Annotated in this window: 18 protein-coding genes, 1 tRNA gene and 2 pseudogenes; 8 read left to right on the top strand and 13 right to left on the bottom strand. The window is 36.1% G+C overall.

The window, feature by feature from the left end; genetic code table 11:
• Window positions 1-238 precede the first annotated feature (238 nt).
• The gene (locus tag ABH961_RS01790; RefSeq protein WP_000276217.1) at window positions 239-373 is read left to right on the top strand and encodes an anti-repressor SinI family protein; all 135 of its coding nucleotides are present in this window, start codon (window positions 239-241) and stop codon (window positions 371-373) included.
• A 79-nt stretch (window positions 374-452) separates the two neighbouring features.
• Window positions 453-776, top strand: coding sequence for a helix-turn-helix domain-containing protein (locus tag ABH961_RS01785; protein ID WP_000578885.1), 324 nt, complete (start codon window positions 453-455; stop codon window positions 774-776).
• Window positions 777-848: 72 nt separating this feature from the next.
• Here the strand turns inward: ABH961_RS01785 and calY are convergent, their stop codons facing one another.
• The 6 genes from calY to ABH961_RS01755 form a co-directional block, all read right to left on the bottom strand.
• Window positions 849-1,442: a biofilm matrix protein CalY gene (gene calY / locus ABH961_RS01780; protein WP_000053728.1), complete on the bottom strand. Its 594-nt coding sequence runs from the start codon at window positions 1,440-1,442 to the stop codon at window positions 849-851.
• Window positions 1,443-1,738: 296 nt separating this feature from the next.
• Entirely contained in the window at window positions 1,739-2,560 is an 822-nt protein-coding gene (locus ABH961_RS01775) for a DUF4047 domain-containing protein (RefSeq protein WP_048545059.1), read from the bottom strand.
• Between the two features lie 134 nt (window positions 2,561-2,694).
• On the bottom strand, window positions 2,695-3,282 hold the full coding sequence (locus ABH961_RS01770; protein WP_098068926.1) for a CalY family protein: 588 nt from the start codon (window positions 3,280-3,282) through the stop codon (window positions 2,695-2,697).
• Between the two features lie 62 nt (window positions 3,283-3,344).
• Entirely contained in the window at window positions 3,345-3,914 is a 570-nt protein-coding gene (gene sipW / locus ABH961_RS01765) for a signal peptidase I SipW (RefSeq protein ID WP_048545063.1), read from the bottom strand.
• A gap of 191 nt (window positions 3,915-4,105) precedes the next feature.
• The gene (locus tag ABH961_RS01760; protein WP_048545066.1) at window positions 4,106-5,392 is read right to left on the bottom strand and encodes a D-alanyl-D-alanine carboxypeptidase family protein; all 1,287 of its coding nucleotides are present in this window, start codon (window positions 5,390-5,392) and stop codon (window positions 4,106-4,108) included.
• A 155-nt stretch (window positions 5,393-5,547) separates the two neighbouring features.
• Entirely contained in the window at window positions 5,548-5,775 is a 228-nt protein-coding gene (locus ABH961_RS01755; RefSeq protein ID WP_000251858.1) for a hypothetical protein, read from the bottom strand.
• A gap of 406 nt (window positions 5,776-6,181) precedes the next feature.
• On the opposite strand from ABH961_RS01755, the gene ABH961_RS01750 reads away from it, so the two are divergent.
• Window positions 6,182-6,406 carry a hypothetical protein gene (locus tag ABH961_RS01750; protein WP_016133931.1) on the top strand — a complete coding sequence of 75 codons (225 nt, stop codon included), beginning with the start codon at window positions 6,182-6,184 and terminating at the stop codon, window positions 6,404-6,406.
• Window positions 6,407-6,594: 188 nt separating this feature from the next.
• Window positions 6,595-6,667: transfer RNA gene (locus ABH961_RS01745), tRNA-Val, on the top strand.
• Between the two features lie 62 nt (window positions 6,668-6,729).
• On the opposite strand, the gene ABH961_RS01740 is transcribed toward ABH961_RS01745, so the two are convergent.
• The 7 genes and pseudogenes from ABH961_RS01740 to ABH961_RS01710 form a co-directional block, all read right to left on the bottom strand.
• The gene (locus ABH961_RS01740; protein WP_141519989.1) at window positions 6,730-7,326 is read right to left on the bottom strand and encodes a hypothetical protein; all 597 of its coding nucleotides are present in this window, start codon (window positions 7,324-7,326) and stop codon (window positions 6,730-6,732) included.
• Window positions 7,327-7,483: 157 nt separating this feature from the next.
• Entirely contained in the window at window positions 7,484-8,029 is a 546-nt protein-coding gene (locus tag ABH961_RS01735) for a hypothetical protein (protein WP_404518813.1), read from the bottom strand.
• An 81-nt stretch (window positions 8,030-8,110) separates the two neighbouring features.
• Window positions 8,111-8,381: pseudogene (locus ABH961_RS01730) on the bottom strand (hypothetical protein).
• A gap of 18 nt (window positions 8,382-8,399) precedes the next feature.
• The gene (locus ABH961_RS01725; RefSeq protein WP_098203762.1) at window positions 8,400-8,759 is read right to left on the bottom strand and encodes a hypothetical protein; all 360 of its coding nucleotides are present in this window, start codon (window positions 8,757-8,759) and stop codon (window positions 8,400-8,402) included.
• Between the two features lie 134 nt (window positions 8,760-8,893).
• Window positions 8,894-9,076, bottom strand: a complete 183-nt coding sequence (locus tag ABH961_RS01720; protein ID WP_001178300.1) for a DUF3976 domain-containing protein — start codon at window positions 9,074-9,076, stop codon at window positions 8,894-8,896.
• A 28-nt stretch (window positions 9,077-9,104) separates the two neighbouring features.
• The gene (locus ABH961_RS01715; RefSeq protein ID WP_064476765.1) at window positions 9,105-9,482 is read right to left on the bottom strand and encodes a hypothetical protein; all 378 of its coding nucleotides are present in this window, start codon (window positions 9,480-9,482) and stop codon (window positions 9,105-9,107) included.
• Window positions 9,483-9,484: 2 nt separating this feature from the next.
• Window positions 9,485-9,571: pseudogene (locus ABH961_RS01710) on the bottom strand (transcriptional regulator); the annotation flags it as partial.
• Between the two features lie 717 nt (window positions 9,572-10,288).
• On the opposite strand from ABH961_RS01710, the gene odhA reads away from it, so the two are divergent.
• The 4 genes from odhA to ABH961_RS01690 all read left to right on the top strand — a co-directional run bounded on the left by odhA (window position 10,289) and on the right by ABH961_RS01690 (window position 18,539).
• Window positions 10,289-13,156, top strand: a complete 2,868-nt coding sequence (odhA, locus tag ABH961_RS01705; protein ID WP_046958279.1) for a 2-oxoglutarate dehydrogenase E1 component — start codon at window positions 10,289-10,291, stop codon at window positions 13,154-13,156.
• A gap of 132 nt (window positions 13,157-13,288) precedes the next feature.
• Window positions 13,289-14,548, top strand: coding sequence for a 2-oxoglutarate dehydrogenase complex dihydrolipoyllysine-residue succinyltransferase (gene odhB / locus ABH961_RS01700; RefSeq protein WP_000569906.1), 1,260 nt, complete (start codon window positions 13,289-13,291; stop codon window positions 14,546-14,548).
• 125 nt (window positions 14,549-14,673) lie between these two features.
• Window positions 14,674-16,593 carry a putative thiazole-containing bacteriocin maturation protein gene (locus tag ABH961_RS01695; protein WP_048545080.1) on the top strand — a complete coding sequence of 640 codons (1,920 nt, stop codon included), beginning with the start codon at window positions 14,674-14,676 and terminating at the stop codon, window positions 16,591-16,593.
• Window positions 16,590-18,539 carry a TOMM precursor leader peptide-binding protein gene (locus ABH961_RS01690; RefSeq protein WP_262720978.1) on the top strand — a complete coding sequence of 650 codons (1,950 nt, stop codon included), beginning with the start codon at window positions 16,590-16,592 and terminating at the stop codon, window positions 18,537-18,539. The genes ABH961_RS01695 and ABH961_RS01690 overlap by 4 nt, the downstream gene beginning before the upstream one ends.
• The last annotated feature ends 6 nt before the right edge of the window (window positions 18,540-18,545 follow it).

Below are 18,545 nucleotides of genomic sequence, written 5' to 3'. Positions count from 1 at the left end.
TATTTGTAAAAATTCCATAGTTAGCATACGAATATATCACAATTCAACAATGTTTTCTGAAAATATTGAAAATATTTGTCAGAAACTTTATAATCGCCATAGAGGGAATTTAATGGGGATTTTATCTTTGTTTTATCTACAAAATATTTGATAATTCACTATATAAAACACAAAATACGATTGCTTATCATATATTCTGTAGCAGCAGTTATGACCGATAATTAGGGAGGAATTACATTTGTACAAAGATAAGACTGACGCACTGGACCAAGAATGGATTGATTTAATACTTGAAGCTCTAGACGCTGGTATCGCCCTGCAAGATATCGAACATTTTTTCCAACGTATGAAGCCATCCAGTCAGGCTCAATAGGCTTGTTCTTTTTAACGAAGTTTATGTTATAATAATGACATCATAAGACGACTACATATTGATAGAAAGGTGCGCAAATATGATTGGAGAACGTATAAAACGCCTTCGCTTACAAAAAGGTATTTCATTAACTGAACTTGCCGAAAAAGCTGGTGTTGCTAAATCTTACATTAGTTCTATAGAACGAAATTTACAAAAAAACCCTTCCATTCAGTTTCTTGAAAAAATTGCAGCAGTTCTACAAATTCCAGTTGATACTTTACTTCATGATGAAACAACAAAGGAAACTAATCTAGACTCCGAATGGACACAGCTTGTTAAAGATGCAATGAACTCTGGTGTCTCCAAAGAACAATTTCGTGAATTTCTTGAATTTACAAAATGGAAGCAAAATCAAAAATAATAATAGAAAGAAGTGCTAACAACCAGCACTTCTTTTTCTTTATAAAAAAAGCGGGGGATACCCGCTTTTTTATTATTTTTCTTCGCCAGCTTCTTGGTTAGCATTGAATGTCCATTCTAAATTCAATGAATCACCTTGGAAGATATTTTGTTCTTTCCCATTATCTACAAATTCAAATTGTACCCACAGATAATCCTCTGTGCCTGCTTCTAATCCACCCTTTTCTCCCCACTCAGGAGCAAAGATGTCTTTAGCTAAAAGATCTGGATCAGCATTTTGTAAATCAGCTAAAGTTGTTTCATATACAGGCTCACTTTGTTTATCCCAGTTCCAAAGGAATTTCACTTTAACGTGCTTACCAAAGTCTTCACCAGCATTATCGCCTTTTGCATCTTTCACAGTATACTTTGTCGCTAGTTTAACGTCTTTAATTGTTAATGAACCGCTATTCTTTAATAAGAACTCTTTCTTAATAGAATCCCCTGGTTTTAAATCTTTAATATCTACAAGCGTTTTAGGGTCTAATGTAAGATCTAACGTCCCAGCTGCAAATGTATTGTTCGATACTTCTTTATCGCTAAAGTAAGCGAATGTTCCTCCACCAATTAAAGATAACCCCAATGCTGCTGATGCAACTCCCATACCTAATTTCTTTTTCAGACTCACAATCAATTCCCCCTAGCTGTTTTTTATATTTTTGTCTCTTATTTTTCAATAAGAGATATAAAGAAAACTATATTAGCTTAGCTAATGTTCGTTCTCTTTTAAAAACCTTAAGTTCATTATAACGAACATCACTCTATAAATACAACAAATATTTATTAGTATTTTCAATTATTTTTATTTCTCAATATTATTTCGTTTTTTCTGAATTCTTATGTTTATATTTTAAGAAATACAATAAGTGCGGGGGCAAATACTCCCTCACACTCATATACATCATTTTTATACCGGTCGTCAGTTTATTCTGATGATTTCTCATTATGATCCGTGGTAGTAGCCTTTTCATGAGTTCCTTGCTCAAGTTTTTTAGCTGTCTCTACTTGTTTCTGCTCTTCTACCTTCTTCTGTTCTTCTACTTTCTTCTGTTCTTCTACTTTCTTCTGCTCTTCTACTTTCTTCTGCTCTTCTACCTTCTTCTGTTCTTCTACTTTCTTCTGCTCTTCTACTTTCTTCTGCTCTTCTACTTTCTTCTGTTCTTCTACTTTCTTCTGTTCTTCTATTTCATTCTGTTTCTTTACTGTTTCATCTTTTAATAGTTTTTGTAAAGTCTGAATTTGTTCATCAATAGCTTGCAAACTAACTTCTTTCACGATATAATCTCGCTTCTCTTTTATACTGAGAAAACCTTCATTCACATATACGGCCACTTGTTGAATCGATTCACTTTTATTCACTTTTAATTCTTCTTGTATTTGATTATAAGGAGTTTCTATTGCAGTATATACATTTTGCAGCGCTTCCTCCTCAGAAGCAATTTTCTCACGTCCTTGTTGCCACACTACAATTGCCTGTTCAATTTCTTCTCTAGAAGTTACTGCCAACTTCCCCTTCATTTCTCCATACTGATGCTCAATAAACTGTTTATGTTTCTCAGCTTCCTCTTTTAACGTATCAACTGTCTTTGGAAATATAATCGCTGTAGAAAGAGCGGCTTCCACTTTCGTTTCATGAATAAATGCAGCTTCTGTATACGTCATTATTTGAGAGCCTAAATAAAACGTAATGGAGCACATACAAGGCAATATAAGCATCTTTTTTAATTTGCGAGGTGTTTTCAGCATCTTAATCTCTCCCATCGAACAAGATGTTCTCTATATAGAACGTTACTTTTATTATAATAAAGAACGATACAAAATGATAGCTATATACTAGAAAAATAGAAAAAGGGCTATCCATTTGATAGCCCTTTTTCATATTATTTTGTTTCACCTTCTGTTTGTTGTGCATCAAACGTCCAAGTTAATTGTAACTTATCACCCTGGAATTCATTTTGATCTTTTTTATTATCAACGAACTCAAATTTCACCTTGAATTTATCAGATTTACCTGCAGAAATACCTTTTTCATCCCAGAACCAAGCAGCTAAATCATTATCTACTGCTGTAAGTGTATCACCCTTCAATTTATCTAATGTAGTTTGTTTCACAATCGTCTCATGCTTATCTACATTTTTTAAGAATGTTACTTTAATATGTTTACCAAAATCATCTTTATTATCTTTCTTCGCATCTTCTACACTATAGTCTGTTTTTAATAGAACTTTTTTAATATCTAATGTACCTTTATTTTCTAATTTAAATTCTTTTTCAACTGTATCACCAGGTTTTAAATTCGATACATTAACAACTGTTGATGGATTTAATGCTAAATCCAGTGTACCAGCCGCAAATGTATTGTTTGACACTTCTTTATCACTGAAAAATGCAAATGTTCCTCCGCCAACTAATGCTGCCCCTAACACTGCTGATGCGATACCCATACCTAATTTTTTCTTTAAAGTCATGTCCATATCCCCTTAATCTATATATTTGTTAACTTCCTAAACGGAAAGTATAACCAAACAAACTAGACGGATTGTTCTACTTTTTTCTCTTTCTTTTCCCCTTCAATGCTGCGAATCGCACCAAAAATAGAAATCGCGGAATAGCCCAGTAAAAAGACCCCTGGAATAATAAGAAGCAATGCAGCTCCAGCCTTTGAACTAGCATAATTTAATGCATATCCTGCATAAGGAACTGTAATATCCGCATATTTCCCAATGACATTCTCCGCACGTACTGGTTCTAAATCAGGGCCGTTGTTGTTATCCCCTTTTGTTTCATACGTTACTTTTCCATTTGTATCTTTCACACCGATAATACGGTGAGTGATAATTTTTTCATCTTTCTCTTTAAAGGTAATAACATCACCTTTTTGATATTTCGAACCATCTTTCGTCGGTTCTATCGCAATGATTGATCCTGTTAAAAATGTCGGTTCCATCGATCCTGATAGCACTGATTTAAATTGATATCCCAGCACTGTTGGATCTCCGCCACTCGCTTTTGACGAAATAACTATAAAAGCTAGAAAAACCATTAATGCAAATAAAACAAACGAGATAACGTTGCTAATCACTTTCCAAATTAATTTCATCGTCTCTCTCCCTCTCCGTTGTTTTATATTATTTGGAGTATATAATACTAAATCAGTTCTTTAACAAGAACACAACTAAATAATATAACGAACAACTCGTAAATGCAATAAGAAAATTTACAATTATTAGTTATTTTACATATACAAAAAAGACTGTGACAAAGTCTCTTCACAGTCTTTTTACTAGTAATTTATTTTTCTTCTGATTTCATTTCTGTTGTATTTCGGCGTAGCACTACAAATAAAATGGCTCCAAATAGTACAGCGGCACCTATCCCAATGCTTATTATTTTCACATTTGATTCATTTACTTCAGGCGTAGCCGTATCTTTTTTAGGCATCGCAAAAGTAACATCTTCTTTTGAAAGAACATTTATCGTCGCAATTGTTTGATTATTTTTCGTGATGTCAACTGCACCAACTACCTCACCACGATGAATTCCTTTATGATACAAAGAATCTTTATCTAATGAAGCCGCACGGAAAATCGTCCTCACATTTTTACCTTCATCTTTCTTAAGCATAAGCTCTGCACTTTTTTCAAGCTCGCTATCAATATCTTTATTTAAATACGTTGCCTTTTGATGCCAGCTATGTTTATCTAATACAGTTTGCTTCACAAATTGACCGAAAGAATAATCCGCCATCTGCTTCAAATCTTCATAAATTTCAGGTCTTTGGGAAGCCATTACTACATTTATAATGCGATTGCCATCCTTCTCATTTAATAGAACGAGTGTATTACGCGCTTCATTTGTAAAACCCGTCTTCCCGCCAATGCTATATGGATTTTCAAAATAAGTAGACTTATTAAAAATAGAAACCGTCTGGCTAGATGTCGTAACCGTCGTCCTTTTCGTATTCATCGCTTGTAAAATCTCAGGATACTTTTGTACACCTCTCGTAATCATAGCCATATCATACGGCGTCGTATAATGGTTTGGATCATGCAATCCATTTGGCGTTACAAAGTGACTATCTGTAGCCCCTAATTGCTTTGCTTTCTCATTCATCATATGAGCGAACTTCTCAACATTTCCGCCAATACGCTCCGCAATCGCATACGACACATCATTTGCACTCAGCACCATTAAAATCATAAGCGCAGTATTTCTATTAATCGTCTCACCAGGTTGAAATTCAATTTGATAATTACTCTTCTCTTGATCTAATGCTAATTGTGAAAACGTAAATTGATCCTCTGGCTTCGTATGCTCCATAAGTAAAATCGCTGTTAACACTTTCGTCATACTAGCCGGAAATGCACGATGATGTGCGTTTTTGTTATACAAAACATCTCCAGTTTTTGCATCAATCGTAGTTGCAAACTGACTAAAAACATTTGGTCCTTCCGCAGGTGGTGGTGCCACTTGTTCTGGATTCACTCCAACATTCGTCTCCGCACGTAACGTCATAGGTGTCAAAAAAAATAAACAAATAACGGTAATAAAAGCCAAAACTTTCTTAAAATTTACCATATGACTCTCCCTTTTCACTATACTCTCACAGTTTAAAAACTGAATCTACCAATCCATATGTAATTTGTATTAAATTGGAAGAATATTCACTGTTTTTTACTATATCATATTTTTACGATGAAGAACATAAATATACAATAAAAAATAAGAAGGAGTTATTCTTTCTTATCCTTCTCATCAATCAACGAATCTATTAAATTTTGACTAGCTTCCTCGGGTGTAATCTCATCTGTCATCCCCATAAACGACCAACCTTTAGAATCGACCCACTCAACAAACTCTTGTAAAAACTCATCATGTGTAACATCCACATCAAGAATCGAGCCATTAATCGAAATCGTTCTATTTTTAGATACACGCATCTTGAACGTTTTTCTTACCATTACAATAATTCTCCCTCTACTACTGAATATTTATAAAGTGAAACTTTAATCAGCCTTCACCAATCGGGCTTTTACGAGCAGCCTGCCACCACCTAACTTCTTTGCTTTCGCTAAATTTTGAGGTGGGGATCTTACCGTCCGCAAATAGCGGGGTAAAATAATCTTGTATCTCTGTTATACATGATTTTAAGTAAATTGTAAAAAGGATATATTGGCCAATTTGCATATTGAAACTGAAAACCTATCAACATGCAAAAATATCAAACGGTATATAAATGATCATAAATGACTAAATAAATCCACATAAAAAACAAAACAACTTACATTTTATCACACCAAATACAAATGAATTTCGTACAATATAATGGAATATACTAGAAAAAACCTTAATATGAGGAGGAACTCTATGGCGCGTTGTACGTATTGTAAAACGAAGTGGACAATAAAAGATGTATGGTCAATACTCGTGACATTTGAAAAAGATTGTCCGTATTGTTTCAGAAGACAATATCTATCAAAGAAAACATTGAACGCTATGCCAGAACTTATAAGCTTACCTTTACATTTCTTATTCCCTTTTCTAGTTGATTTGAGTGATGAGGGGCCTTTGGATTGGTATCGGAAGTCATAACACCTCAGTATCTTCTATTTATTACATATAAAAACATACATACTAATACACCTCTAAAATAAAAACTATTTTCTATTACACTACCTCTTTAAAAACTTACTACACAAAAATATTGTAAATTTTCAGTTAATTATGTATAATTGCTTTAACATAATGATTAAAATTACAAATACATAATCATTTTTGAAGATCCCGTAGCTCAGCAGGGAGAGCGCCACCTTGACAGGGTGGAGGTCGTGAGTTCGAGCCTCTCCGGGGTCATAAAAAAAAGAAACCATATCAACCTTCTACGTGATATGGTTTCTCTTTTTTATGTAAGTCAATCACTTCCCACCAAACATCTTCTCCAAAGACTTCACATTAGCAAACAATACTTCTTTCAAGTTATCATCTGCAACGATTTTATAGTCGCCATCTTTGTTTTTCTTTAAGTTCAATGTAACTTCGCGAGTTGCCATGATTGCATCTTTATCTGATAAGTGTTTGACGATTGCTGATGTCATCGTTTTTTCGATTGCTTTTTCAGACTGTTCTTTGTCTTCGCTAAATGCGCTAGCAAAGGCCATTGGCATAACTTCTCCCATTGCTTTTGTTACAGCAACAGATAGATCAGCAGATGTAATTTCCACTTTCACTTCTGCTTTGTCATCTTTTTTCGATACTTCTTCTAGTTTTTCAAATTTAAAGTTTTTTGTAATTGCACTTAGCATTGCTTTTGCCTCAGCATCATCTGTTTTTTCATTTAGTTTGTTAAATTCCTTGTCACTCTCAACAAATGTACGAGCCTTTTCTATATCACCTTTTTGTATCGCTGTTAAAAATTCTTCTGTAGTATCTTTCGGATTTGCACACCCTGCTAAAACGCCTACTGTTAATCCTACTACCATCATTAACAGTAATAGTTTCTTTATCTTTTGCATGATCATTCTCCTCTTATCTTTTCTAGTAAGTCATCACTATATAATAGTATAAAACTGACATTACAAACATTTTTTAGTATAGCATTTATATGATTCCTTTTCTATTCATTCCCAAAAGATAAAGAGCCTTGCAGCTTTCCTACAAGGCTCTTTTCTATCAATCCGTATCCGTGGCACAGATGAACCACATTTTCTGCTTCTTACTATCTAACACCATCCAAGTAGCATCCCACGCAACATCATAAAACCAATCTGTCCAAGGGCTATAGCTTTCAAAAACTTTAATATCTTCGTATCGATCTTGGAACATATATTGACATAGATTAACTGCTAATTGTTTTGCGATAACTGGTCGTTCCTTAAATGTTTCATATGCTCCGCCCGACAAAATTTGAGCGGCAATGCTACCATCAAGCATGACTGCCCATTGCTCTTTAAAACGAAACTTATATTTTTCTGACGTATGTATTTTTAACTCTTCTAAGCTATTGATTATATCTAAAGAGTTACAGATTCTTCTAAAGAAGTGCTCGTGTCCATCTTTCCAATATGGTATTTCTTTGAAAAAATTTTCGTTATGTACTTTAAAACAGCTTATAACCGCTCCGCCATTTACGTTTTGTTCCTTGAATGTATGTATGAGTTTCTCAATAGATGAGTCATTCGTTTCTATTTTTTCAAACGTTCCTGTTTTCCATCTCATAACGCCCACTACTCTCTATTAAAAATTTGTTTCTTCATTATAAATAGCAAAATAAAAACCAGCAACTTTAAGATTGCTGGCTTATCTCTTATTCATATTCGAAAAAACAATAACAATTGCTCCAATTATATAATGCCCCGCTACCATCCACATACTCCAATCAAAGATCATAAGCGATAACCAAAGCGATAGATTAATAGCAGCAAATAATACATATAAAATGAAGTCTCTCTTTTGTAGTGCTTCTCTATTCCTCAAAATATAAATAGCGCCGATTGGTGGAAGGATGAAGCAAAGGAAAAAAACAAACATTTTTTCTTAACGACCATGGATATGAAGTTACTGTCTGCATATGAGTCTCCTTTTCACTTTATAGTACATGTAACATCGGTCTTGCTATTCTATATTCGTCACTATAAGGCTCCTTTATGATTAAAGGTAGGTGAGGATCTCCCTCTTCTTCTATCATTATGAATACTTCTGTTTTTTCTTGTACTATGTTGGATTCACTGTTTTTAGTAGGTTTTTTACTTGCTTCAATTTTCTTCGTTACTTCTCCAAGCCTTTGTCCAACTTTTTCAGCTTCGGCAGGTTCATTCGTAACGTAGTATTCTTGATCCTCCCATACTAACATAGGTAGCACTTGTTCTCGTTTGTTACATATTATATAAGTAATACTAGCTATAAGTAGTAGGCATGTTAATAAAAAGAAGATAGTTTTTTTATTCATATACTATGCTCCCTATCTATCATTTTATTAAATTATATAATATCCATTATATGTAGTAAATGGATTTCATAGGATTTTTTGGATTTTGTATCAAAAAGAAAAACCTTACTACAGTAAGGTTCCATTTTCATATTCTATAGTGATTGATTTATTAAAACGATCATTACGATAATCGCTATAAACATAACGACTAAACAGCCGATCATTTTATAAAAGCCTCTTTTCGTTAACGTCCCACCTTGAACGTCTTTACGAATAAATAAGAATACGGCTAAAAATAATACAAGTCCAATGCCAAAAGCATACATCATTTGCATATGTTAATCTTCCTTTCTCTCTTCCATCTTAATATCTTTTCGATAAAACAACAAATGAGATAAAAACTGTACTCATCGTAAGTGCCATAAGTATGTTTAATAGTTCAACCGCAGATAGTGTAATTACGTGTAGATTTAAACCGAAAGAGAAAAGAAGGTAATATGCCGTTAGCGCAAAAAAGCTGAAGAACATTCCTTTATAACGAATGAGTTTCATTCGCTCATCTTTTTCTTTAAATTGCGGATGTAAGTAACTTAAGCAGAAACACATAATCATCATCGCAAGTACTGTATACGTTGGAGCCGGTGGTGCGGAATGCGTCATTATGCCCGCTAATATCATGGTTCCACTCATAATAAAGAAAATAATTCCCATAATTAAAAAGTACTTTTGTGAATAATTCATCCCTATTCCCCCTCTTCTTTTCCTTCATAAATAAATACATGTTCTATCGTTGTCTGAAATGTTTTCGCTATTTCAAATGCTAATAGAAGAAACTTTTTCATTTTCAGCACGTCTATTTTGAAATGAAACATGGAACACTGTAATGAACCGTTACTATATTTCCTCCTCTCTAATTTTAAAATTTAATATCTCCCTATTTGTTTTATCCTTTTAAAATATTTCATTTATCTCTTTATTCCACAAAATGCGTTATTGGTTTTACGTTGTTTTTCGTCATATTTATAGAAACTAACTGTTTATGAAGCATTTTTTATGTTTAGCAACTTTTTTTGTAGAAATCCTTCGCTTTCCTTTCAATATTTAACACTATCTAAACAAAGTTTACGATAAATTCATAATTTTTTATTTTTTATACTATATTCCGTTATATTGTTGTATAATATCAATGAAAGCGCTTATTATTTCAATATACATAATTCGAACTCATTTTTATCGAAACATTCTAATTATTATACTTATATTTACATGCAACAATTTTAGTTATCCGTGTAGATATACCAAATATATCCACCCTATTTTTCTGTAAAATTACTTTATAACATGAAAGATTAACTTGGGTGATAAGTTATTGTGAATGTTTTTTTACAAAACAGATAAGTAATAGTGTTTGGTATTATGTAAATTATTGTAATAACATAAGAGTAAAGAAAACATTTACATTGATTATTGGTTCATCAATTATTGAAAAGAGCAAAATGCACCTTTTGTTTGGAAAAAGGATTATATGCATTGGGAGGTTTAAACAAATGACGAGGAAGAATACAACGACAAACCCTTGGGCCAAGTTCCATGGTCCGAACCTTGGTTATGTTATTGAGCAGTATGATCTTTACGTAACTGGAGCAGGTTCTGTTGATCCGGAATTACAAGAGCTTTTTGAAATTTTTGGAGCTCCTTCGTTTCAAGATGATGTCGTAACAGGGGACAACACAGCAACACATTTTTCTCCTCAAAACACAGGGAACATTGAAAAAATTCTTAAAGTCGTTCAGCTTGTTGAACAAATTCGTTCATTCGGGCATACGTTGGCTCACATCAATCCGATGGAAGATGCTGCTAATGGACAATCTCTTCTTGAGAAAGCAATGAACGAACTGAGCGATGCTGACTTGAAAGCGATTCCAGCGAAAACAGTATGGCAAGATGCACCAGAAGGTATTCACACTGCACTTGATGTAATTCATAGATTAAAAGACGTTTATACAAAATCTTTAGCTTATGAATTTTCTCATATACAAGATAGTGAAGAACGCGCGTGGTTGCATCAAATGGTGGAATCAAATTCATTGCGTCAACCACTATCAAATAAAAAACGAACTGCTCTTTTAAAACGTTTAACAGCTGTTGAAGGTTTCGAGCAATTCTTGCATAAAACATTCGTTGGGCAAAAGCGTTTCTCTATCGAGGGCGTTGATATGCTTGTACCTGTTCTAGATGAAATTGTTCTCGAAGGTGCAAAGGGCGGCGTAGAAGATGTCATGATTGGTATGGCTCACCGCGGTCGTCTAAGCGTACTTGCACACGTATTAGAAAAACCATATAGTCACATGTTTGCTGAGTTCAAACATGCAAAAATAGAAGGCGCAGTGGCAAATTCTGGATGGACTGGCGACGTGAAATACCATTTAGGTAGAGAACAAGTCGTTAGTAACGAAGAAGTTAGCACTCGCGTTACATTAGCAAATAACCCAAGTCACCTTGAGTTCGTTAACCCTGTTGTAGAAGGTTTTGCACGTGCGGCTCAAGAGAATCGTAAAAAATCTGGTCTTCCAGAACAAGATACTTCAAAATCATTCGTAATTTTAGTTCATGGTGATGCTGCATTCCCTGGTCAAGGTATTGTATCTGAAACGTTGAACTTAAGCAGATTGAACGCGTACCAAACAGGCGGAACAATTCATGTTATCGCAAACAATGCAGTTGGCTTTACGACTGATAGCTATGATTCTCGTTCTACGAAATATTCAAGTGACCTTGCAAAAGGTTTCGATATTCCGATTGTTCACGTGAACGCTGATGATCCAGAAGCTTGTCTTGCTGCTGCTAACCTTGCGATTCAATATCGTACATTGTTCAAAAAAGACTTCTTAATCGATTTAATTGGTTACCGCCGCTACGGACATAACGAAATGGATGACCCAGCAGTTACGCAACCACAAGTGTACAAAAAGATTAAAAATCACCCGACTGTAAGAGCGATTTATGCAGATCAATTACAAGCTGCTGGTGTTCTAAATGCAGATGAGGTTGAAACAATGACTCAGTTTATACAAGAGCAATTAAAATCTGACTATGCACAAGTACCGCCAGCTGATACGAGCGCTGCAACAATTGACGTTAAAGTGCCAGATGTTGTTGCAAAAGGCATTCAGCCAATTGATACTGGTGTTGAGATTGACTCACTTCGTGCAATTAATGAAGGTCTACTATCTTGGCCAGAAGGCTTTAACGTATATCCGAAAGTAAAGAAAATTCTTGAACGCCGTAAAGACGCTCTTGAAGAGAACGGTAAAATTGAATGGGCACTTGCTGAGTCATTAGCATTCGCTTCTATTTTACAAGAAGGTACGCCAATTCGTTTAACTGGTCAAGATTCACAGCGTGGTACATTCGCGCACCGTCATATCGTATTACACGATACTGATACAAATGAAACATATTCGCCATTACATCGCTTGCCAAACATTAATGCATCCTTCTCTGTTCATAACAGTCCGTTATCAGAAGCTGCTGTTGTTGGTTATGAGTATGGCTATAACGTATTCGCTCCAGAAACTCTTGTTATGTGGGAAGCGCAATATGGTGACTTCTCAAATACTGCGCAAGCATTATTTGATCAATATGTTTCAGCAGGAAGAGCAAAATGGGGTCAAAAATCTGGTTTAGTTCTTCTATTACCGCACGGTTATGAAGGTCAAGGACCAGAGCATTCTAGTGCACGTCCAGAGCGATTCTTACAGTTAGCCGCTGAGAATAACTGGACAGTTGCAAACTTAACGAGCGCGGCACAATACTTCCATATTTTACGTCGTCAAGCATCTATCTTAGGAACAGAAGCTGTTCGACCATTAGTATTGATGACGCCAAAGAGTTTATTACGTCACCCACTTACGCTTTCAACTGCTAGTCAGTTAAGCGAAGGACGTTTCCAACCTGCTCTAGAACAAGAAAACCTTGGCATGAAACCAACTAAAGTAAAACGTCTTGTTTTAAGCACAGGTAAAATGGCGATTGACTTAGCAGCAGAAATTGAGTCTGGTAAACATGAGTATAACTTAGATGAAGTTCATGTCGTTCGTATTGAACAGCTGTACCCATTCCCTGCTGAGAAAGTTCAATCTATTATTAAACGCTTTAAAAACTTAGAAGAAATTATTTGGGTTCAAGAAGAACCTCGTAATATGGGCGCATGGCATTACATGGCTCCAATTCTGTTCGAACTTGCTGGAGATAAAGTGAAAACAGGTTACATTGGACGCCCAGATCGCTCTAGCCCATCTGGTGGCGATCCATTCGCTCACAAAGCTGAGCAAGAACTAATTGTTGCACACGCTTTAGATGTGAAGTATAACTTCCGTCAAGATAAACAAGAAATTGAAGTTTTCAGCAACTGAAAGTAACAATGAAGGTTTCTAGCTTGTTCCCCGGGCAGATCTTCTGCCCAGGGGCAGGCTAACAAATGGAGATTACCGAAGACAAAAGAAGAAAAAACACACCGTTAGGCAAATAAGGGGAGGACATTTAAAATGATCGAAATTAAAGTACCTGAGCTTGCAGAATCTATTACTGAAGGAACTATCTCACAATGGCTTATCAACGTAGGCGACAAAGTTGAGAAAGGTGGCAGCGTTGTTGAGCTTGAAACTGATAAAGTCAATGTAGAAATCATTGCAGAAGATTCAGGTATTGTATCGAAGTTACTAGGCGAACCTGGGGATACAGTTGAAGTTGGTGCAACTATCGCAATTTTAGATGCAAACGGAGCACCAGTTGCAGTAAGTACACCTGCACCGGCTGCTGAACAGCCAAAACAAGAAACAACTGAAGCACCGAAAGCTGCGGCACCAAATGCTGAGCAAACTACAACTTTACAAGGTTTACCGAATACGAACCGTCCTATCGCATCACCAGCTGCTAGAAAAATGGCTCGTGAATTAGGTATCGACTTAAACGACGTACGTAGCACAGATCCACTTGGACGTGTGAGACCACACGATGTACAAGCTCATGCTGCCGCACCAAAAGAAGCACCAGCTGCTCCAAAAAGTCCAGCTCCTGCTCCAGTTGCAAAAACGGAATTCGAAAAACCAGTTGAGCGCGTGAAAATGTCCCGCCGCCGTCAAACAATTGCAAAACGCCTTGTAGAAGTTCAACAAACATCTGCAATGTTAACAACATTTAACGAAGTTGATATGACTGCAATCATGGAATTACGTAAAGAGCGTAAAGATGCTTTCGAGAAAAAACATGATGTACGTCTTGGCTTCATGTCATTCTTCACAAAAGCAGTTGTTGCAGCATTAAAACAATTCCCATTATTAAATGCTGAAATTCAAGGCGATGAGCTTATCATTAAAAAATTCTATGATATCGGTATTGCAGTAGCAGCTCCAGATGGATTAGTTGTTCCAGTTGTACGCGATGCTAACCAATTAAACTTCGCTGAAATCGAAAGTGAAATTCGTAATTTAGGTATGAAAGCACGTGACAACAAACTTTCATTAAAAGAGTTACAAGGTGGTACATTCACAATTACAAACGGTGGTGTATTCGGTTCTCTAATGTCAACACCAATCCTAAACAGCCCACAAGTAGGTATTTTAGGAATGCACAAAATCCAAGTACGTCCAGTTGCAATTGATGCAGAACGTATGGAAAACCGTCCAATGATGTACATCGCTTTATCTTACGATCACCGTATTGTTGATGGTAAAGAAGCAGTTAGCTTCCTTGTTGCTGTTAAAGATATGCTTGAAGATCCAAAATCATTATTATTAGAAGGTTGATAGATTAATAATCTATTACAGGCTGTAGAATGAATTATTCTACAGCCTTTTTTTATTGCGTTCATATGGGACAAATTTCATAACATAAGCTAATAATGTATGCCTAAAACGTAAGGAGGATTAAAATGAATAACCTTCCAATTGATGCAAAACTTAAAGCAAATAAGGATACTTTTTTCCTCCCCGACTCAAACGGGGGTGTCTATTTTCGAAATAATGCCAGTTCATTTCGTATGGACGGTGATGGAATTTACAACTGGATTGAAAAATTAATGCCAATGTTTAACGGGAATTATTCTTTAGCAGAAATAACCGATGGTCTCCCTCTCCCCTATCAAAATCGTGTATTTGAAATTGGAGAGATTTTATATGAAAATGGTTTCGTTCGGGATGTAAGTCAAGATGCACCTCATGAATTAAATAGCGCATTACTTGATAGATACGCTTCACAAATTGAATTTTTAGAAGCTGATTCTCATTCAGGCGCTCTAAAATTCGAAACGTATCGCGCGGCAAACGTCCTTATAATTGGTTCTGGAGATATGCTTACTTCCTTAGTTTCTTCTTTATTAGAATCAGGATTACCTACCTTTCATTACCTTGTTACAGATTATGAGGAAACAAATTACGATCGCATTCATGAGCTAGTAGAACTTGCACATGAAGTTGATGATCATGTCCTTGTTCAGGAAATAGATACGACAATTGATCGTCCCCTGCATGAAGTGTTCGAGCCTTTCGACTGGATTTTGTATGTTTCTCAAAATGGAGATATTGAAGGCCTAAGAGCAGTTCACACGATTTGTAGAGAAGTAGGAAAGAACTTCATACCTGCCGTCTGTTTATCAGCACTTGGTATAGCCGGCCCTATCGTAACAGCTAATCGTGAAGAATGTTGGGAATCCGCATGGCATCGGCTACATGAAACGACTTTACAAAATGAACATTCATCAGCATCATTTTCACCACTTCCATCTGCAATGTTAGCAAATATAATCGTATTTGAATTACTTAAGCATGTCGCTGATGATTCCTACCGAGAAAAAGAACCACAATTCTTTTTATTAAATTACGAAACACTCGAAGGAGCATGGCATCCTTTTATAAAACATCCTCTCGCAACTGATGAAAGTTTTACAATTGATACGATAGAAAATCTTTCTGAACAACTTGAGCAGCGGTCCAACCAACATACCTCAACTGATTTATTCCGCTTTTTCGACTCATTAACTTCTAAAGAAGCTGGTTTATTCCATGTATGGGATGAACAAGATTCATATCAATTACCGTTATCACAATGCCATATTCAAGTAGCTACTCCACTATCAGATGGTCCTGCTTCCCTCCTGCCTCTTATGACTTGTGGTGGTTTAACTCATAATGAAGCGCGCCGAGAAGCTGGTTTAGCAGGAATTGAAACATATGTAGCGGAAATTATGCACCGCCTTATTCCTGAACATAATGATATCGGTATTGGCGCTGGAGAAACGATGACAGAAGGTGTATACCGGGCGCTACAACAACATTTAAATAATAAATTGTATGAGCGGCAGTCACATATGCTAGAAGAAATTACGACGATTGATTTAACTGCAATTCATGATAAACATTGTAGATTTTATTACGATGCTCTCTCTACAATTCATGAAACACCTAAAATAGCAGTAAGTGAAGAGATTCTCAGCTTTCCTGTCGTTTGGGTCGGTATAAATGATCGCTGGTACGGTGCATCTAATATTAATATGACGTTAGCCTTACGAAACGCACTACAACTATCACTACTTCATATTCAAAATGAAGAGACTCCTTACAGAGCTAATATCTTGCCTGAATCCTCTATTATTTTATATGACACGGATTCTTTTAGAGTGGAAATACAAGCGGAAGAAGAAGTTCCAGGTGTGCAATCTGTGCAGCTTGCCTTGCAACATTTAGAAGAACATAATTTTTATCCATTCGTGTTTGATTTAGCCATTGAATCATTTTTGAAAGAAAACTTAGATGGTGTGTACGGTGTATTAATTGCAAAGGAGGACAGTCTATGACTCAAAATATATTGCTTATAGGAGATGGCTTACTTGCAAACTATGTACATGATCAACTATGCAAACAATATTCTATCATTCGCCAACATAACCTTACAGAAGAACTCCCTGAAAATATTCATCTCGCTCTCGTATTACATGATGGCTCTCCTTCTACTATTCATCATGATGCCGAGCTAATGTTTCGATCGAATCATATTCCATGGCTACGTGCATTCACTTCATTTGGTGAAGGTATTATCGGTCCTTACATTCATCCTCTTGCAACTGGCTGTTCCAACTGCTCTGATGGACGCCGATTTATCGCTGGATTTGATCAACAAGAAATGTGGGCACTACAGCGGAAATATGCGTTAAAAGCAGATAATGTAACAAGGCGTGATGTACGTGCCACCCAAAATGGTATGTTACAAATGTGCCATCTTATTCGTGCAGAAACAGAGAAAATATTAACTCATAACCATTCTTCTTTAGAAAATGAACTCATTTTACTAAACTTACAAACACTGCAATGTACGCGGCATTCTTTTCTTCCCGATCCGCTCTGCCCTGTATGTAGCAATTTGCCTGATGATACGGCAGATGCAGCAACGATTTCGTTACAACCGAGCTTAAAAACAAGCGAAGCAACATATCGCTGTCGTTCCATTCATGAACTAAACACATTTTTAACGAGAGATTATTTCGATTATCGCGTCGGTATGTTGAACGGAAAAATGCAGCATTCTTTATTACCATTTGCTGACGTTATTATAAACATGCCATTAATGTTTGGAAACGAAGGTGTTGCAGGCCGAACTCATTCATTTGCAATGAGTGAAGCGACTGCTATTTTAGAAGGTTTAGAACGATATTGTGGTATGTCACCTCGAGGAAAAAAGACAAATGTACACGGCAGTTTTCGTGAGTTAGAGGATCATGCACTTAATCCCCTCTTGCTCGGTGTACATACAAATGAACATTATAATCGGAATAGTTTTCCGTTTAAACCGTTTGATCCTGACTATGAACAAAACTGGGTATGGGGCTACTCTTTATTACAAAACCGGCCAATTTTAGTTCCTGAATCAATTGCTTATTATAGCCTCGGTCATCGAGATGCTTTCGTGTATGAAACATCAAATGGATGTGCAATTGGTGGTAGTTTAGAAGAAGCAATTTTTCATGGCATTTTAGAAATTGTAGAGCGTGACGCCTTTTTACTCACTTGGTATGCCGAATTACCTCTCCCTCGCCTTGATCTTAGTTCAGCAAATGATACGGAATTACAATTAATGATTCAGCGGCTATACACGATTACTGGGTATGAATTACATGCTTTTAACGCAACGATGGAACACGGTATCCCAAGCTTATGGGTAATTGCGAAAAATACGCGTGAAAATGGAATGAACGTTGTTTGTGCGGGAGGCTCTCATTTAGACCCTGTCCGCGCTTTAAAGAGTGCCATTCATGAAATAGCAGGCATGTTACTAATAGCAGACGATGAACTCGAACAAAAAAGAGAGCATTACGAAAACTGCTTACAAGACCCTTATCTCGTAAATAAAATGGAAGACCATAGTATGCTGTACGGATTAAAAGAAGCAGAAGAACGTCTTCACTTTCTTTTACGTGACGATGCACCGATGCAATCATTCCAAGAAATGAATGCATTACAATCAGTTGATCTAGATTTAACATCCGATCTTCATCAACTTTTAAACCGTCTGCAGCAATCTGGACTTGACGTAATCGTTGTAAATCAAACAGTACCTCTTATAGAAAAAAACGAATTACATTGTGTAAAAGTCATTATTCCAGGCATGCTACCGATGACGTTCGGCCACCATCTCACTCGGGTTACAGGACTGGATAGAGTATATACTGTGCCGATGACACTTGGATATACAAACGAACCTTTAACGAATGAACGATTAAATCCACATCCGCATCCGTTTCCATAGTAAAGG

This window comes from Bacillus sp. RC251, from assembly GCF_044908765.1.
Classification (GTDB): domain Bacteria; phylum Bacillota; class Bacilli; order Bacillales; family Bacillaceae_G; genus Bacillus_A; species Bacillus_A wiedmannii.
The sequence above is the reverse complement of the archived record's forward strand: the minus strand, read 5'-3'. Positions and strand labels throughout refer to the sequence as shown.

Coding starts and splice junctions, on each gene's coding strand:
- ABH961_RS01785 (WP_000578885.1), top strand. CDS start 453: ATGATTGGAGAACGTATAAAACGCCTTCGCTTACAAAAAGGTATTTCA.
- ABH961_RS01775 (WP_048545059.1), bottom strand. CDS start 2,560: ATGCTGAAAACACCTCGCAAATTAAAAAAGATGCTTATATTGCCTTGT.
- ABH961_RS01770 (WP_098068926.1), bottom strand. CDS start 3,282: ATGACTTTAAAGAAAAAATTAGGTATGGGTATCGCATCAGCAGTGTTA.
- sipW (WP_048545063.1), bottom strand. CDS start 3,914: ATGAAATTAATTTGGAAAGTGATTAGCAACGTTATCTCGTTTGTTTTA.
- ABH961_RS01760 (WP_048545066.1), bottom strand. CDS start 5,392: ATGGTAAATTTTAAGAAAGTTTTGGCTTTTATTACCGTTATTTGTTTA.
- ABH961_RS01755 (WP_000251858.1), bottom strand. CDS start 5,775: ATGGTAAGAAAAACGTTCAAGATGCGTGTATCTAAAAATAGAACGATT.
- ABH961_RS01750 (WP_016133931.1), top strand. CDS start 6,182: ATGGCGCGTTGTACGTATTGTAAAACGAAGTGGACAATAAAAGATGTA.
- ABH961_RS01740 (WP_141519989.1), bottom strand. CDS start 7,326: ATGCAAAAGATAAAGAAACTATTACTGTTAATGATGGTAGTAGGATTA.
- ABH961_RS01735 (WP_404518813.1), bottom strand. CDS start 8,029: ATGAGATGGAAAACAGGAACGTTTGAAAAAATAGAAACGAATGACTCA.
- ABH961_RS01725 (WP_098203762.1), bottom strand. CDS start 8,759: ATGAATAAAAAAACTATCTTCTTTTTATTAACATGCCTACTACTTATA.
- ABH961_RS01720 (WP_001178300.1), bottom strand. CDS start 9,076: ATGCAAATGATGTATGCTTTTGGCATTGGACTTGTATTATTTTTAGCC.
- ABH961_RS01715 (WP_064476765.1), bottom strand. CDS start 9,482: ATGAATTATTCACAAAAGTACTTTTTAATTATGGGAATTATTTTCTTT.
- odhA (WP_046958279.1), top strand. CDS start 10,289: ATGACGAGGAAGAATACAACGACAAACCCTTGGGCCAAGTTCCATGGT.
- odhB (WP_000569906.1), top strand. CDS start 13,289: ATGATCGAAATTAAAGTACCTGAGCTTGCAGAATCTATTACTGAAGGA.
- ABH961_RS01695 (WP_048545080.1), top strand. CDS start 14,674: ATGAATAACCTTCCAATTGATGCAAAACTTAAAGCAAATAAGGATACT.
- ABH961_RS01690 (WP_262720978.1), top strand. CDS start 16,590: ATGACTCAAAATATATTGCTTATAGGAGATGGCTTACTTGCAAACTAT.